Below are 13535 nucleotides of genomic sequence, written 5' to 3'. Positions count from 1 at the left end.
GGGCTGGCACAATGGCCCGGCAGACGCAGAAGGTGTGAGGAGGCAACCGGTGACGACCGCTGGACCGCCCGTGAAGGGCCGTTCGACCCGGCAGCGGGCTGCCGTGGCGGCGGCCCTGGACGAGGTCGACGAGTTCCGCAGCGCGCAGGAGCTCCACGACATGCTCAAGCACAAGGGCGACTCGGTCGGTCTGACCACGGTCTACCGCACCCTGCAGTCCCTCGCCGACGCCGGTGAGGTCGACGTCCTGCGCACCTCCGACGGCGAGTCCGTCTACCGCCGCTGCTCCACCGGCGACCATCACCACCACCTCGTCTGCCGCGTCTGCGGCAAGGCCGTGGAGGTCGAGGGACCGGCGGTGGAGAAGTGGGCCGAGGCCATCGCGGCGGAGCACGGCTACGTCAACGTGGCGCACACGGTGGAGATCTTCGGCACCTGTGCCGACTGCGCGGCAGCCGCCGGCTGACCTCGGAACTCAGACGCGGGTCAGGTTGCGGTCGAGGATCTCCCGCAACCGGTCCACGTCGGCGGGGTGCGCGGCGCCCCGCTTGGGCAGCACGGTGAAGCAGGTGGCGTTCTTGTCGTCGCTGTAGAGGACGAACAGCTCCTTGGTCTCCCGGTAGCGCGGCTGGGCCGCGAAGCCCACCGAGGTCGAGCTGTGCTCGGTGACCACCGTCAGCCCCGCGTCCGACACCGCCGCCCGGAAGGCACCGTTGCGGGTGGCGGCCTTCATGACCTGCCGGGCCTGCAACCACGGCTGGGCCAGCAGCAGCGCCACCAGCAGCGGCATCCAGATCAGCAGGAACACATGGGTGTCCCCGCCGCCCACCGCGACCCCGAGGTTCAGCACCCAGGCGAACGCGATCAGCACCAGCGCCACCTTCTGGAGCCGCCCCGCCCGGTTGAACCGCCGGCGCTCGCGCAGCGCCGTCGCGTAGTCCCCGACGACCGGCTGGTACGCCAGCTCGACCACGCCCTGTTCGGCGTCCCGCCCCATGTTCATGACCATGAGGCGGGATCGTACCGCCGCTGATCAAGCGCGGCCGAAGCACCTCTCCAGTGCGTCCAGGTCGTAGAACTTGCTGCCCTTGGCAATGGGCACGCAGCCCGCCTTGAACGCGGTCTCCTTCTCGTTGTAGAGCATCCGCACCAGCCAGCGGTCGCCCTTGCGGAAGACGTCCCACTGGATGTTCGCGCCGAGCGGGGAGACGGAGCTGCCGCGCCACGGGTTGGTGGCGTAGGTGTACGGCTGCTGCTCGGTGACCGGCTGCGTGCTGCCCGGCAGGCCCATCAGGGCGGCCAGCGGGATGATCTCCTCCGCGTGGGAGAAGCGGAGTTCGGCGCCGAGCGTGCTGGTCCCCGCCCTCTTCGCCTCGACCTGCTGGAAGAAGTCGTCGAGGAGGACACCGGCCATCTTGTAGGTGATGTCGCTGTCCGCGAAGCCGGGGCCCTTCTCGTAGAAGTCCTCGGCGTCGGAGAGGTAGCCGAACCAGGCGGCGTCGGAGCGCGAGATGTACCGCTGCATGCCCCAGTCCTTGCCGTCCGGGCTCTCCTCGCTCATCGCGGGGGCGATGGCGTACAGGTTGTGGACGGCCTGGGCGGCGGCCACCTGGTCGGCGGTGCTGAGCCCGTCGACGAAGGTGTCCTGGAAGAGCCGACGCAGGACGCTGCGGGCGGCCTCTGCCGTACGGGGCTGGTCGGTGATCGACTTCAGGGTGGCCGCAAGGCGCTGGTCGTGGTCGATGTAGTCGCGATAGGCGGCGCCCCCGGCGGACTTGTGGAAGTAGAGCAGGTCCTTGTCGGTGCGGGTCGCGCCGATCAGCGGCTTCAGGGCCGGGTCGGTCGCGGCGAGCTCACCGGCGTACGCGTTCGCGCTGTCGATGGCGCGGCCCTGCCCGGAGCTGACGACGTCGATCTTCTCGCCGTCGGCGGCGATCCGCGCGAAGAGGGAGGGCAGCCGGCGCTGCGTGCGCGCGGCGGTGTCCCGCATCTCCTGCTCGCCGCGCCCGCTGAGGTTGCCGTAGCCGACCTTCGCCATGGCGGCCTGGAGGGCGCGCACCTTGGGACCGAACTCCTTGCCCTTGCGGGTGAGTTGGCCCGCGGCCTCGGCCTTGTCCCACAGCGCGAGGATCAGGTCGCCGTCCTCGCTGTCGGAGGCGGCGCGGGAGCCGTGCCGGGAGACGTTCTCCGTGAAGACCGGGGTGAAGCCGGCGGGCGGGCGCTGGTAGGAGTGCGCGCTCTGCTGCGGGGCGTACGTGGCCTTGGTGCCGTAACTCGTGGCGTGGGCGGGCTGGTGCGCGGCCTGCGCGGGCAGGGCCGCGACCAGCAGGGTGCCCAGGGCGAGGGCGGCGGGGATGGCGCGGTGCGTGACCTTCATGGCCGGATCGTGCGCGAACCCGGTGAACGCCGGGTAGCCGTGACATGGCCACGCTTGCGATCACGGAGCGGTCTGCCTGCCCTCCATCGCGAGCAGTTCCTCGTTGGGCAGGGCGCCGCCGAAGCGGCGGTCGCGGGAGGCGTACTCGACGCAGGCCCGCCACAGGTCGCGGCGGTCGAAGTCGGGCCACAGGACGTCCTGGAAGACCATCTCGGCGTACGCGCTCTGCCAGAGCAGGTAGTTGGAGGTGCGCTGCTCGCCGCTGGGCCGCAGGAACAGGTCGACGTCCGGCATGTCCGGGTAGTACAGGTACTTGGCGAGGGTCTTCTCATTGACCTTGGAGGGGTCGAGCCGGCCCGCCTTCACGTCCTCGGCGAGCGCCTGCGCGGCATCCGCGATCTCGGCACGGCCGCCGTAGTTCATGCAGAAGTACAGCGTCAGCCTGTCGTTGTCCTTGGTCTGCTCCTGGGCGACCTGGAGTTCCTTGGCGACCGACTTCCACAGCTTGGGCATCCGGCCCACCCAGCGGACCCGGATGCCGAGCTCGTCGAGCTGGTCGCGGGTCTTGCGGATGAAGTCGCGGTTGAAGTTCATGAGGAAGCGGACCTCGTCGGGCGAGCGCTTCCAGTTCTCGGTCGAGAAGGCGTACAGCGAGATCGCGCCGACGCCCATCTCGACGGCGCCCTGGAGGACGTCGAGGACGCGCTCGGCGCCGACCTTGTGGCCCTCGGTGCGGGGCAGCCCACGCTCCTTCGCCCAGCGGCCGTTGCCGTCCATGACGATCGCCACGTGGTTCGGGACGAGTTCGCCGGGGAGCTTCGGCGGGCGGGCGCCGGAGGGGTGGGGCTCGGGCGTCCTGTACTCGCGGCGCTGGCGCCCCAGGATCCCACGTACGACCATGTTGCTTCGTTCCTCTCCGGCTTACTTCTCTACGTAACGCAGCGAGCGCAGCCCGCGTTCCAGATGCCAGTGCAGGTAGGCGGAGACCAGTCCGCTGCCCTCCCGGACGTACCGCGGCTCGCACGCGTCCGCTGTCCCCCAGTCTCCCGTAAGCAGCGCGCCGAGGAGTTCCAGGGTCTGCGGAGAGGGTACGACGCTGCCGGGCACCCGGCAGTCCACGCAGACGGAGCCTCCGGAGCCCACGGAGAAGAACCGGTTCGGCCCGGGGAGCCCGCATTTCGCGCAGTCGCCGAAGCTGGGGGCGTAGCCGTTGACGGCGAGGGAGCGCAGCAGGAAGGCGTCGAGGACGAGATGCGGGGCGTGCTCGCCGTTGGCGAGGGTCCTGAGCGCCCCGACGAGCAGCAGGTACTGCTGTACGGCGGGCTCGCCCTCGTGGTCCGTGAACCGCTCGGCGGTCTCCAGCATCGCGGTGCCGGCGGTGTAGCGGGCGTAGTCGGAGACGATCCCGCTGCCGTAGGCGGCGATGGTCTCGCTCTGCGTGCACAGCGGCAGCCCGCGCCCGATCAGCTCGCTCCCGCGCGCGAAGAACTGCACGTCGACATGGGAGAACGGTTCGAGTCGCGCCCCGAACTTGGACTTGGTCCGCCGCACACCGCGCGCGACGGCCCGCACCCGCCCGTGGCCCCGGGTGAGGAGGGTGATGATGCGGTCCGCTTCTCCGAGCTTCTGCGTCCGCAGGACGATGCCGTCGTCCCGGAAAAGGCTCATGGAGTCATTGTCCCGTACGTCGAGGGGTCGGCGGGCCGGGTCGGCGTGGGTCCGTCTCCGCGGGCTCCACGGACCCATGGGACCCGCACCCTACGACAGTGCGGTCACGGCCCCTCTGCCCGGCTGCGGGCGTCGGCGTACGCGGTCGCCGCGCTGAGCCGCTCGGCGGGGGTCGCGTACCGCACGGCGTCGGGGGCGACGTCCCACTCCTTGCCGCCGCCGTAGGGTCTGAGCTGGAGGTAGGGGCCTTCGTGTCCCATGACGATGCCGAGCCGTCCGGTGCGGGTGTCCACGACGTGGCTGCCGACGGGGACCCTCATCGCGGCACCGGACCGAACGCGTCGCACGCCACATCCACCCGTGCGCCCCGGAGCTTCTCCGACGCCGCCCGCAATCCCTTCACCGGCTCCCTCACTCCTTCGACACGACACGCCACTGTGCGCTCACTCAGGTGCCTCCCCGGCTCCCCCGGATTTCACGCTTCACCTCTCCGGGGCGGGCGGGTTTCCCTACACTCAGCAGGAGTCTGTGGGCCGCCGGTGCGGATCAAGGGTTCGAGGCGTCGGGGCCACCCGACTTGTCGGTGGCCTCGCCCGGCTGGATGAGGATCATGGGGTCGTTGCCCTTCAGTTGCTGCCAGAGGCCGACGAGGGCCACCACCTGGGCGACGAGAAAGGCCAGTTGCACCGAGGCCGTGCGCAGCTGGTAGATCGACAGCAGCAGGGACGCCTTGGTCGGCCAGTAGATGCCCTCCTGACGGAACGTGTCGATGTCCATGACCACGCCCGTCACGGTGAGGATGAGCAGGGTCAGCGCCAGATCGAGGGCCCAGGTGCCGAAGGCCTGGCCCATCGCCCGGGTGAGCATCCAGTGGGCGGCGACGGGGACGGCGTACACCAGGAACAGGCCCAGGGCCTTGGCGGGTCCGCGGCGGCCGGGCAGCACACGCCACAGCGCGCCGAGGACGAAGCCGAGGGCGGCTGCCCAGAATTCCAGGCTGGCCGCGTTGGCGAGTAGTCCGACGATGCCGAGCTCGTCCCTGGTCACGCTGTCCCACAACGACCCCCGGATGTTGTCCGCCCAGAACGAGACCGCGTTGGCGGGCAGTGCGATCAGCGCGGTGAGCAGGGCGGCGCGGCAGGCGTTCTGCCACCAGGTCGCGCGCGGCCCCCAGGCGAGGGCGAGTTCCACGACATCCACCGACTCGGGCAGCCGGACGCCGGCGAACGGGGCGGTGGCACCGGGCGGGTTCCAGTGGTGCAGGGCGTCGAGTTCCTGTTCTAACTCCTGCCGCTTGCCGTCCGGGTCGCCCTGCTCCAGCCGGCGCAGCCGTGAATGGAGGTCCCGGTAAGTGCGGGCGGACTCGACCAGCCAGCTCCGGTCGGACTCCCGCATCGCGTGCCGCAGCATTTTGTCCGGCTGGTTCGGCAACGGTTTCTGCCACAGCACTGCACGGCGCCGGCCGAGAGCCAGCAGCAGGAAGCCGGTCAGGAGGGTGGCCGGCACGGTGAGGGGGGACAGCCACAGGCCGACGTACCAGCCCGGCGTGGGCCAGACGAACTGGAAGGAGAAGAGGGCGAGGACGAGGAGCGTCGTCCCCTCGGGAGCGACCGGCTCGTCGTGGGGAGCCGCCGCGCGGGCGGCGAGGACCGCGAGGAGCGCCGCGGCCAGGCCGTACCACCAGCACACTGTCACGAACCACCAGAGGGACAGGTCGGAGGGGAACCAGGCCAGTTGGTTGTAGTGGTAGACGAAGCGCCACAGCTCCCAGAAGTCGTCCCGGGTGCTCAACCAGGTCGTCTGGGACCAGGAGTTGTGTGCGGCCCACAGGGCCAGGGCGGGCAGAACCACTGCGCCGACCACGCAGACCGGAAGGACCCACCAGGGAAAGGTGCCGCGCGGCGGCGTCGCGGTGTTCTGGACCTCCACCCCTGCCCTGATTCGCCGGAGAGCCGACACCCCGCCCACCATCCAGACGAAGGCGACGCAGACGCAGGCGAGCCCGAGCCACCAGAACCCACCCGTCCGCTCCGCCCGCACGACCTCGTCGGTGATCGTCTGGTCGAGCCAAAAGTCGGCGGGCAGGCCGAACCAGCCGGGGCGCACCGCCACCACGACGGGATACGCGCCGGCCACCGAGACGGCCACCCGGGCAGCGACCTGAGGCCTGCCGAACAGGGACGGCAGGATGCCGAAAACCGTGCCGAGCACGAGGTTCCAGGCGACGCGATGGCTGTCCCACCAGGTGGACAGTCGGGGCAGATCGTCCGCCAGCTCGAACAGCAGCGACATGACGAACATCAGCCAGACCCACAGCAGCAGGTTGCGCCGGGTGGCCGCCTCAGCGGGGGTCCGAAGGGCGGGGGCCGGTGACCGGGACAGCCGCCGGATCAGCAAGAGGGCCACGGGGAACAGGACGAGGTCCCAGGAGACCCAGGTGACGGACCGCAACAGATACCAGCGGGCGCCTTCCTCCCAGCGAATGGCCAGTGCCTTGGAGGCCGGCGGCTGCATCCGCACCCACAGCGCCGGCATCGGCATGTCGGACTTGGCCCAGGTCCAGGTCAGTTCGTTCGCCGAGCCCTTGGTGGGCATCGGCCAGATGTCCCGCGCACCGCGGTTGCCGAGGTCGACGGAGATCTCTCGCCACCAGGACTGCGCGAGCGCCGGCGGGCGTTCCAGCGAGAGTGTCCACAGCCGTTTGCCCGGTGTGATGCGCCAGGGGCCAAACCAGCGCTGGGTCGGGCTGTCCACGGAGCTGACGGCCCGGTACTTCACCGTGATGGTCTGCACGCCGACTGTCACCCGGGGCGGCCAGGGCCGCCACTCGGTGTCGCGGTACGGGTAGTCGTCGTCGGTGTCGTGCACCAGACACCGCATCGCTGCCCGGTAGGCCGCCGCGTCCCCGTTGAGCAGCAGATCGTCGGAGAGCGGCCAGGACTTCGGCACCTTCACGACCATGTCGGCCTCGGCCCGTGTGTAGTCCTCGCCGTCGTGCTTGATCCGCACCGAGCTGGTGACCTCGGCGGCCCGCAACGCCCGGGACTCGCACCGGTCCGCCTCCTCGGCCGACGCCGTCCCGGCCCCGGCCGACAAGAACGCCATGATCAGTCCCAGCACGAACACCGGCAGCAGAAACTTACGCATCCCCCGTCCCCTCCCCGCCCCCATGTATACCCGCAAGCGCCGGATGGCATTGCCCGTAGCCGATCACTGGGGTAAACCCCCGCGAGGACAAGGCAGTTGGCCGGATGGGGGCGGGCGTGAAGATCCGGAAGGCTCATCGGCATGAAGCAGCTGACCAAGTCCCTCGTCCGGATCACCGTCGCCTCCGGGATCGTCTTCGGGGCTCTCACACCCCTCACCGCGTCCGCCGCGCCCGCCTTGAAATGGGGGAAGTGCGTGGGCACCGGTCTCGATCCGCGTCAGCAGTGCGCCGTGCTCGACGTGCCCATGGACTACGCCGATCCCGGTGGTCCGCGCATCGGGATCGCCGTCTCGCGGATCGTGAGCGAGAAGCCCGCCGCCCGGCGCGGGGCCCTGTTCCTGATCCCCGGCGGGCCCGGCGGGTCGAGCCTCGACGACCCCTCCGGGAAGGGGCAGAAGCTGCCGCAGGAGGTGCGCGACGCCTACGACCTGATCGGGTTCGCGCCGCGCGGGCTCGCGCCCTCCACCTCCGTCGACTGCGGGCTGGAGCGTCGCGACCTCTCGCTGACCGCGTCACGCCCCTGGCCCGCCGCGGACGGCTCCGTGGACGCGAACATGGCGACCGCCCGGCGGATGGCCGAGGCCTGCCAGCGCAACGGCGGTGAGCTGCTCAAGCACCTCAGCACCCGCAACGAGGCCCGCGACCTGGACCGGCTGCGGGCCGCGCTGGGCGAGCGGCGGATCTCCGCGTGGGGCGTGTCGTACGGGACGTACGTGGGGGCCGTCTACGCCGAGATGTTCCCGGGCCGCACCGACCGGTTCGTGCTGGACAGCAACGACGACCCCGACCCCACCCGGGTCGCCCGCGCCTGGCTCGCCGGGCACGAGCAGGGCGTCGAGGACACCTTCCCCGAGTTCGCCCGGTGGGCCTCCGCGCCCGGTAATCCGTACCGCGTCGCCGCGACGGCCGCCGAGGTGCGCCCGAGGTTCCTGGAGCTCGCGGCGCGCCTGGACCGCGAGCCTCTCCCGTGGCCCGGCGCCAACCCGGCCGAGCTGAACGGCAACATGCTGCGCCAGGCCATGCTGAGCAGCCTCTACGACCCCGACGACTTCCCCGCGCTCGCGCAGCTGATGCTGGCCGCCGAGAAGGGCACGGTGCCGCCCGCGCCGGCCTCGCCGCCCGACGCCGTCCTCCAGAACGTCTCCGCAGTCGGCGCCGGGACGCTCTGCAACGACGTGGCCTGGCCGACGTCAACGGCCGTCTACCAGAAGGGAGTCGAGGAGAGCCGGGCCGAGTTCCCGCTGACCGCCGGCATGCCCCGCAACGCGATGGTCTGCGCGGCCTGGCCCTACCCGCCGCAGGAGCCGCCGACGGTGATCACCGACCGCGGCCCCTCCACCGTCCTCCTCGTGCAGAACGAACGGGACGTCGCCACCCCCGTGGGCGGCGCCCGGAAGCTCCGTGCGGCGCTCGGACGGCGGGCGGTCATGGTGACCGTGGACTCCACGGGCCACGACGCCTACCTCGACAACGGCAACGCCTGCGGGGACGCGGCGGTGACCCGCTTCCTGACGACGGGCAAGCGCCCCGCCGCCGACCTCTACTGCCGCTGACCGCCCTGACGGCGTCAGCGCCTCCCATAGGCGCGGGCCACGGCATGGAACGCCGCCTTCGGCTCCCAGTGCCAGGGCGAGCCGGGATCGCCGGGGCGGTCCTGGATCGCCTTGGCGATGCCGTAGCTCGCCAGGTCGAGGTCGTGGCGCGGGTCGCCGGGGCGGTGCGGGGCGTCCGCGGTGAGGAACTCGAAGACCATCGCCGCGTAGAGGTCCATCGACTCGAAGACGTCCAACAGGTCGGTGAGGTAGGCGGCTTGGGTGCGCTCGCTGCGGACCGGGACCGGATCCCTGATCTCCTCGGGCGTCTTGCGGTGGTCGACGATGTCCCAGCCCATGCCGTCCGTCTCCGGCGCGCCACGGTAGGCACAGGTGCCGAACTCGGTGATGGCGAGCGGCTTGCCGTGGCGCAGGTACCGCCGCAACTCCCGTACGTGGTCGGAGCGTCGGGGGAAGTACGAGTAGTAGTCGACGCCGACGATGTCGAAGAGGTCCCAGTCGACCTGGTCGATCTCCGGGGCGGAGGCGTAGCTGAGGCGGCCGTGGAAGACCCTGCGGCCGAGCCGTGCCGCCTTCGCGGTGAAGCGGGCGAGCCGGCGCTGCATCGCCGCCCGGTCGAGGTTCCCGCTCTGGAGATTCTCGATGCGCTCGAACACGTCGTCCCCGGGGACGATCCCGGGCACGAACAGCCAGAACTCGCAGCCCACGCTGAAGTCGACGCTCGCCCCCTGCCGTCGCAGGCGCTCCGCGAACCGGCCCGTCTCCGCGAGGTGTTCGAGGATGTCCCGCTCCGGGACGTCACCGAGGGTCGGCTGGAGCCAGACGTGCAGACCGAGTCCGGCGGCCTCGGCGGCGGTCGAGGTGAGGCGTTCGACGCCGTCGCCGGTGACGTCGACGGTGTTCGCGTGCAGGTCGTCGCGGACGGCACGGAGGTCACGCCGCATCCGGGCGGTGCTCCAGGCGGTGGCCGGCGTCTCCCCCGCGCCGACGGTGTAGACGACACCGCGGCGCGTCAGTCCCTTGCGGGCCGGTCCCTTCTCGACCGCCGCGGCGGCCCCCGAGGGCAGCGCCACCCCGATCGCCGCCGCTCCCGCCAGGAACCGCGCCCGGCTGATCCCCTCGGTCTTCCTGGTCATCTCCATACGGCCACTGTGGCGGCCCCGCGCCCGCACCGCCGTCCGCCGATGGTCTACGAGCCCGCAACCAAGGGATGACGTACGGCGTCGATCACTGCAGAGATCGTCAACGCCCCACCGACCGAAGGAGAGCGCGATCTTAGCCCGCCGAACCCTCTTGACCGCTGCCACCGCCGCCGCCCTCATGACGAGCGCACCCGCCCACGCCGCCGCCCCCGAGGGCCTGCGCGAGCTGGAGGCTCAACACGGGGCCCGGCTCGGCGTGTTCGCCCGGAACATCGCCACCGGCCGGACCGTGCGGTACCGCGCCGGCGAACTCTTCCCCATGTGCTCGCTGTTCAAGACGCTCGCGTCCGCCGCCGTGCTGCGCGATCTCGACCGCGACGGCGAGTTCCTGTCCCGCCGTATCCACTACACGGACGCCGACCTGCCGAAGGAGGGCTCCGACAAGACGCGGGAGCACCTCGCCGACGGCATGACGGTCGCCGAACTCGCCGAGGTGGCCATCACCTTCAGCGACAACGGCGCCGGCAACCTCCTGCTGCGCGAACTCGGCGGCCCCACCGCCCTCACCCGCTTCGCCCGCTCCCTCGGCGACCGGGTGACCCGCCTGGACCGCTGGGAGACGGAGCTCAACTCGGCCGAGCCCTGGCGGATCACGGACACGACGAGCCCGTACGCGATCGGCCGGACGTACGGCCGGCTGGTCCTCGGCGACGCCCTCGACGGCCCCGACCGCGCCCTGCTCACCCACTGGCTGCGCGGCAACACCACGAGCGGCACCCGCCTGCGCGCCGGTCTGCCGAGGACGTGGACGGTCGCCGACAAGACGGGCGGCGGTTCCTACGGCACCAACAACAACGTCGGCATCGCCTGGACCGAGGACGGCACCCCGCTCCTGCTGGCCGTCCTGTCGACCCTGCCCGAGCAGGACGCCGCCCGGGACGACGTACTGATCCGCGACACGGCGGCCCTGCTGGCGGACACCCTCACCGGTCCGGCCTGAACCGCCGCACATAACGCCCCTGCCACGGCGTCTCCACGGCGCCCCGGTGGTAGTGCGCACGGACGTACGCGACGGCCTCACCCGGCGGTACGCCGTCCAGCACGGCCAGACACGCCAGCGCCGTCCCCGTACGCCCGCGTCCGCCCCCGCAGGCGACCTCGACGCGCTCGCCCGCGGCCCGCTCCCACACCTCGGTGAGCGCGTCGCGGGCGTCCGCACGATCGGCGGGCAGCCGGAAGTCGGGCCAGCGCAGCCAGCGCGACTCCCAGGGGACGGGCGGCGGTCGGTGGCCGAGGAGGTAAAGGCCGTACGAGGGGGTCGCCCCCGGTGGGAGGGGGTGCCGCAGCCCGCGGCCCCGGACGAGCCGGCCGGACGGCAGCCTCAGTACGCCGATGTCGTCCTGGCCCCACTCAGCCTCGCTCACCCTGTTCCTCCGCCTCCCGCAGCGCCGCCTCCAGCAGCGCGCCCGCCGCCCAGCGCATCACGTCCTTGGCCTCAGTGGGGTCGAGTTCGCAGACATCGCGGGTGGTGATGAGGGCCTCGACGCCGTAGACGAGGGTGACGGCCATGAGGAGGCGGCGGTGGAGGTCGGGCGGGAGGGTGCCGGCGAGGGGTTCGAGGGCGGTGCGGGTGAGATCGAGGCGGAAGCGGTTGCGGATGGGGGTGCCGTCGGACTCGTCCAGCTCACCGGCGCCGGACGGGGTCCAGCGCTCCAGCGAGGAGCGCAGCACCGCCCGCCACACCGCCTCGTCGTCGAGCTGGACGCCGGCGACGCGGGAGACGAGCTGGTCGAGGCGCTCGGCGGGATCGTCCGGCAGCTCGGCGACGGCCTCGAAGGCCCGCGCCGCGCTCTGGGTCTCGCGCAGCAGGTCCTGCGGGTGCGAGAAGTACCGGTAGGCGGTGGCGACCGACACCTGGGCGACCTCGGCGGCGTCGGCGATGGTGACCGGCCTGCCCTCGCGGACCAGGGTGACGGCGGCGTCGACGAGCGCCCGGCGCGTGCGCAGCTTCTGGTTGCGCCGCCCCTCGGACGATCCACCGCGCGCAAGCCCTCCGGTCGCGCCGGTCGCGCTTCCGGTGCGCCCCTCCGTCATGCGAATCCCCTCTTGTCGTGAGAAACTCTTCTCATTACGGTAGCACTGTCTCATCAACGGGGGCCGTGGCCGCGGGTCACGGCATGAGTGAGAGGGGGTGCCCCGATGGGCACCGTCACACCTGCCGAAATGGAAAGCCTGATCGGCACGCACATGCTGGCCGAGGAGCACGGCGACCCGCAGCGCGCGGTCTCCGTCTACACCGAGGACGTCGAGCATGACGTCGTCGGCTTCCCGGGCGACCCGATCCACGGCGTCGAGGCCGCCCTGGACCGCTACCACCAGCTGGTGAAGGACCTCCGCGTCGAGAAGGCGGAGCGCACCCACACGTACTACGCCGACGACGCCGCGATCACCGAGGACTTCATCACCGCCGTGGTGACCGGCCAGTTCATGGGCATTCCGGGCAACGACCGCCGGATCACCTTCCGGATGCTGCATGTCTTCGAGTTCAAGGAGGGGAAGATCTCCCGCGAGAACGTGTGGCTGGACGGCGGGGCGATCGCGGCCCAGCTGACCGCGCCGCCCGTGTAGCACCGACGACAGGGAGCCTCGATGACCGTCCCCGCCCCGCTGACCGGCGTCGTACCACCCGTGTGCACCCCGCTGACGCCGGACGGCGAGGTGGACGTCCCCTCGCTGCTCCGCCTGGTCGACCACCTGCTGGAGGCCGGGGTGCACGGCCTGTTCGTGCTCGGTACGTCGTCCGAGGCGGCCTACCTCACGGACGGGCAGCGGGAGGTGGTGGTGCAGGCGGTGACGGGGCATGTCGGCGGGCGGCTGCCGGTGCTGGCCGGGGTCATCGACATGACGACGCCGCGGGTGCGGGAGCAGGTGGCGCGGGTGGTGGCGGCCGGGGCGGACGCGGTGGTGGCCACAGCCCCCTTCTACACCCGCACCCACCCGGCGGAGATCGCCCGCCACTACCGCCTCCTCGCGGCGGAAAGCGAGGTCCCGGTCATCGCGTACGACCTCCCCGGCGGCGTCCACACCAAGCTGCCGGCAGACGTGGTCCTGGAGCTTGCGGCGGACGGCGTGCTGGCGGGGCTGAAGGACTCCAGCGGCGACCTGGCGGGCTTCCGTGACGTCCTGCGGGGGCTGCGCGGCCACTGCGACCTCGCCGGCTTCGCCGCCCTCACGGGCTCCGAACTGCTCGTCGACTCGGCCCTGGCGGCGGGCGCCCACGGCGCGGTACCGGGCCTGGCGAACGTGGACCCCGAGGGGTACGTCCGCCTGTACCAGCTGTGCCGCGCCGGGGACTGGGCCGCGGCCCGCACCGAACAGGAGCGCCTGTGCGGCCTGTTCGGGATGGTGCGGGCCGGGGACCGCAGGCGGATGGGGGAATCCTCGGCGGCCCTGGGGGCGTTCAAGGCCGCGCTGTACCTCCGCGGGGTCATCGACTGCCCCGCGACGGCCGAGCCTCAAGTGGGGTTGTCGGTGGCGGAGGTCGCCGAGGTGGGGAAGTTCCTGGCGGGGGCGGGGCTGCTGTAGGA

At 71.7% G+C, this 13535-nt stretch carries 14 protein-coding genes; 5 read left to right on the top strand and 9 right to left on the bottom strand.

Annotation, left to right across the window (positions count from 1 at the left end; all coding sequences use genetic code 11):
• Positions 1–49: 49 nt before the first annotated feature.
• Positions 50–466 carry a Fur family transcriptional regulator gene (locus ACFUO4_RS13555; RefSeq protein WP_079308300.1) on the top strand — a complete coding sequence of 139 codons (417 nt, stop codon included), beginning with the start codon at positions 50–52 and terminating at the stop codon, positions 464–466.
• A 9-nt stretch (positions 467–475) separates the two neighbouring features.
• Here ACFUO4_RS13555 and ACFUO4_RS13550 read toward each other — a convergent pair whose 3' ends face one another.
• From ACFUO4_RS13550 to ACFUO4_RS13525, 6 genes are all read right to left on the bottom strand, one after another.
• On the bottom strand, positions 476–1009 hold the full coding sequence (locus ACFUO4_RS13550) for a YcxB family protein (protein WP_383483634.1): 534 nt from the start codon (positions 1007–1009) through the stop codon (positions 476–478).
• Positions 1010–1033: 24 nt separating this feature from the next.
• Positions 1034–2377, bottom strand: coding sequence for a histidine-type phosphatase (locus ACFUO4_RS13545; RefSeq protein ID WP_383483631.1), 1344 nt, complete (start codon positions 2375–2377; stop codon positions 1034–1036).
• A 60-nt stretch (positions 2378–2437) separates the two neighbouring features.
• The gene (locus tag ACFUO4_RS13540) at positions 2438–3277 is read right to left on the bottom strand and encodes an isoprenyl transferase (RefSeq protein WP_079308298.1); all 840 of its coding nucleotides are present in this window, start codon (positions 3275–3277) and stop codon (positions 2438–2440) included.
• 21 nt (positions 3278–3298) lie between these two features.
• Positions 3299–4045 (bottom strand): DNA repair protein RecO, encoded by a 747-nt coding sequence (recO, locus tag ACFUO4_RS13535; RefSeq protein WP_079308297.1) that lies wholly within the window; start codon positions 4043–4045, stop codon positions 3299–3301.
• Positions 4046–4149: 104 nt separating this feature from the next.
• Positions 4150–4365: a hypothetical protein gene (locus ACFUO4_RS13530; RefSeq protein ID WP_079308296.1), complete on the bottom strand. Its 216-nt coding sequence runs from the start codon at positions 4363–4365 to the stop codon at positions 4150–4152.
• 226 nt (positions 4366–4591) lie between these two features.
• Positions 4592–7192 (bottom strand): DUF6185 family protein, encoded by a 2601-nt coding sequence (locus tag ACFUO4_RS13525; protein WP_383483625.1) that lies wholly within the window; start codon positions 7190–7192, stop codon positions 4592–4594.
• 141 nt (positions 7193–7333) lie between these two features.
• On the opposite strand from ACFUO4_RS13525, the gene ACFUO4_RS13520 reads away from it, so the two are divergent.
• Complete coding sequence (locus ACFUO4_RS13520; RefSeq protein WP_383483622.1) at positions 7334–8806, top strand: alpha/beta hydrolase; 1473 nt, start codon at positions 7334–7336, stop codon at positions 8804–8806.
• 14 nt (positions 8807–8820) lie between these two features.
• Here ACFUO4_RS13520 and ACFUO4_RS13515 read toward each other — a convergent pair whose 3' ends face one another.
• Positions 8821–9942, bottom strand: coding sequence for an abortive phage infection protein (locus ACFUO4_RS13515; protein WP_383485655.1), 1122 nt, complete (start codon positions 9940–9942; stop codon positions 8821–8823).
• Positions 9943–10126: 184 nt separating this feature from the next.
• Here ACFUO4_RS13515 and bla point away from each other — a divergent pair, with 184 nt between their 5' ends.
• A complete protein-coding gene (bla, locus tag ACFUO4_RS13510) occupies positions 10127–10948 on the top strand; it encodes a class A beta-lactamase (RefSeq protein WP_383485652.1) in 822 nt (273 codons plus the stop codon).
• Here the strand turns inward: bla and ACFUO4_RS13505 are convergent.
• Positions 10932–11372, bottom strand: coding sequence for a protein phosphatase (locus tag ACFUO4_RS13505; RefSeq protein ID WP_383483619.1), 441 nt, complete (start codon positions 11370–11372; stop codon positions 10932–10934). The two genes, bla and ACFUO4_RS13505, sit on opposite strands and share 17 nt — an antisense overlap.
• Positions 11359–12042 (bottom strand): TetR/AcrR family transcriptional regulator, encoded by a 684-nt coding sequence (locus ACFUO4_RS13500; protein ID WP_383483616.1) that lies wholly within the window; start codon positions 12040–12042, stop codon positions 11359–11361. Before ACFUO4_RS13500 ends, ACFUO4_RS13505 begins: the two co-directional genes overlap by 14 nt.
• Before the next feature lie 129 nt (positions 12043–12171).
• Here ACFUO4_RS13500 and ACFUO4_RS13495 point away from each other — a divergent pair, with 129 nt between their 5' ends.
• Both ACFUO4_RS13495 and ACFUO4_RS13490 read left to right on the top strand, forming a co-directional pair.
• Positions 12172–12576: an ester cyclase gene (locus tag ACFUO4_RS13495; protein WP_383483613.1), complete on the top strand. Its 405-nt coding sequence runs from the start codon at positions 12172–12174 to the stop codon at positions 12574–12576.
• 21 nt (positions 12577–12597) lie between these two features.
• On the top strand, positions 12598–13533 hold the full coding sequence (locus ACFUO4_RS13490) for a dihydrodipicolinate synthase family protein (RefSeq protein ID WP_383483609.1): 936 nt from the start codon (positions 12598–12600) through the stop codon (positions 13531–13533).
• Positions 13534–13535 lie beyond the last annotated feature (2 nt).

The organism is Streptomyces sp. NPDC057280, assembly GCF_042668605.1.
GTDB lineage: Bacteria > Actinomycetota > Actinomycetes > Streptomycetales > Streptomycetaceae > Streptomyces.
Note: the sequence above shows the minus strand (reverse complement) of the source record. Positions and strands in the feature narration are given on the sequence as shown.

Bases quoted from the DNA above. Each gene is read 5' to 3' on its own strand.
- ACFUO4_RS13550 (WP_383483634.1), bottom strand. From the start codon at position 1,009: ATGGTCATGAACATGGGGCGGGACGCCGAACAGGGCGTGGTCGAGCTG.
- ACFUO4_RS13495 (WP_383483613.1), top strand. From the start codon at position 12,172: ATGGAAAGCCTGATCGGCACGCACATGCTGGCCGAGGAGCACGGCGAC.
- ACFUO4_RS13500 (WP_383483616.1), bottom strand. From the start codon at position 12,042: ATGACGGAGGGGCGCACCGGAAGCGCGACCGGCGCGACCGGAGGGCTT.
- ACFUO4_RS13530 (WP_079308296.1), bottom strand. From the start codon at position 4,365: ATGAGGGTCCCCGTCGGCAGCCACGTCGTGGACACCCGCACCGGACGG.
- bla (WP_383485652.1), top strand. From the start codon at position 10,127: ATGACGAGCGCACCCGCCCACGCCGCCGCCCCCGAGGGCCTGCGCGAG.
- ACFUO4_RS13525 (WP_383483625.1), bottom strand. From the start codon at position 7,192: ATGCGTAAGTTTCTGCTGCCGGTGTTCGTGCTGGGACTGATCATGGCG.
- recO (WP_079308297.1), bottom strand. From the start codon at position 4,045: ATGAGCCTTTTCCGGGACGACGGCATCGTCCTGCGGACGCAGAAGCTC.
- ACFUO4_RS13515 (WP_383485655.1), bottom strand. From the start codon at position 9,942: ATGACCAGGAAGACCGAGGGGATCAGCCGGGCGCGGTTCCTGGCGGGA.
- ACFUO4_RS13545 (WP_383483631.1), bottom strand. From the start codon at position 2,377: ATGAAGGTCACGCACCGCGCCATCCCCGCCGCCCTCGCCCTGGGCACC.
- ACFUO4_RS13490 (WP_383483609.1), top strand. From the start codon at position 12,598: ATGACCGTCCCCGCCCCGCTGACCGGCGTCGTACCACCCGTGTGCACC.
- ACFUO4_RS13520 (WP_383483622.1), top strand. From the start codon at position 7,334: ATGAAGCAGCTGACCAAGTCCCTCGTCCGGATCACCGTCGCCTCCGGG.
- ACFUO4_RS13540 (WP_079308298.1), bottom strand. From the start codon at position 3,277: ATGGTCGTACGTGGGATCCTGGGGCGCCAGCGCCGCGAGTACAGGACG.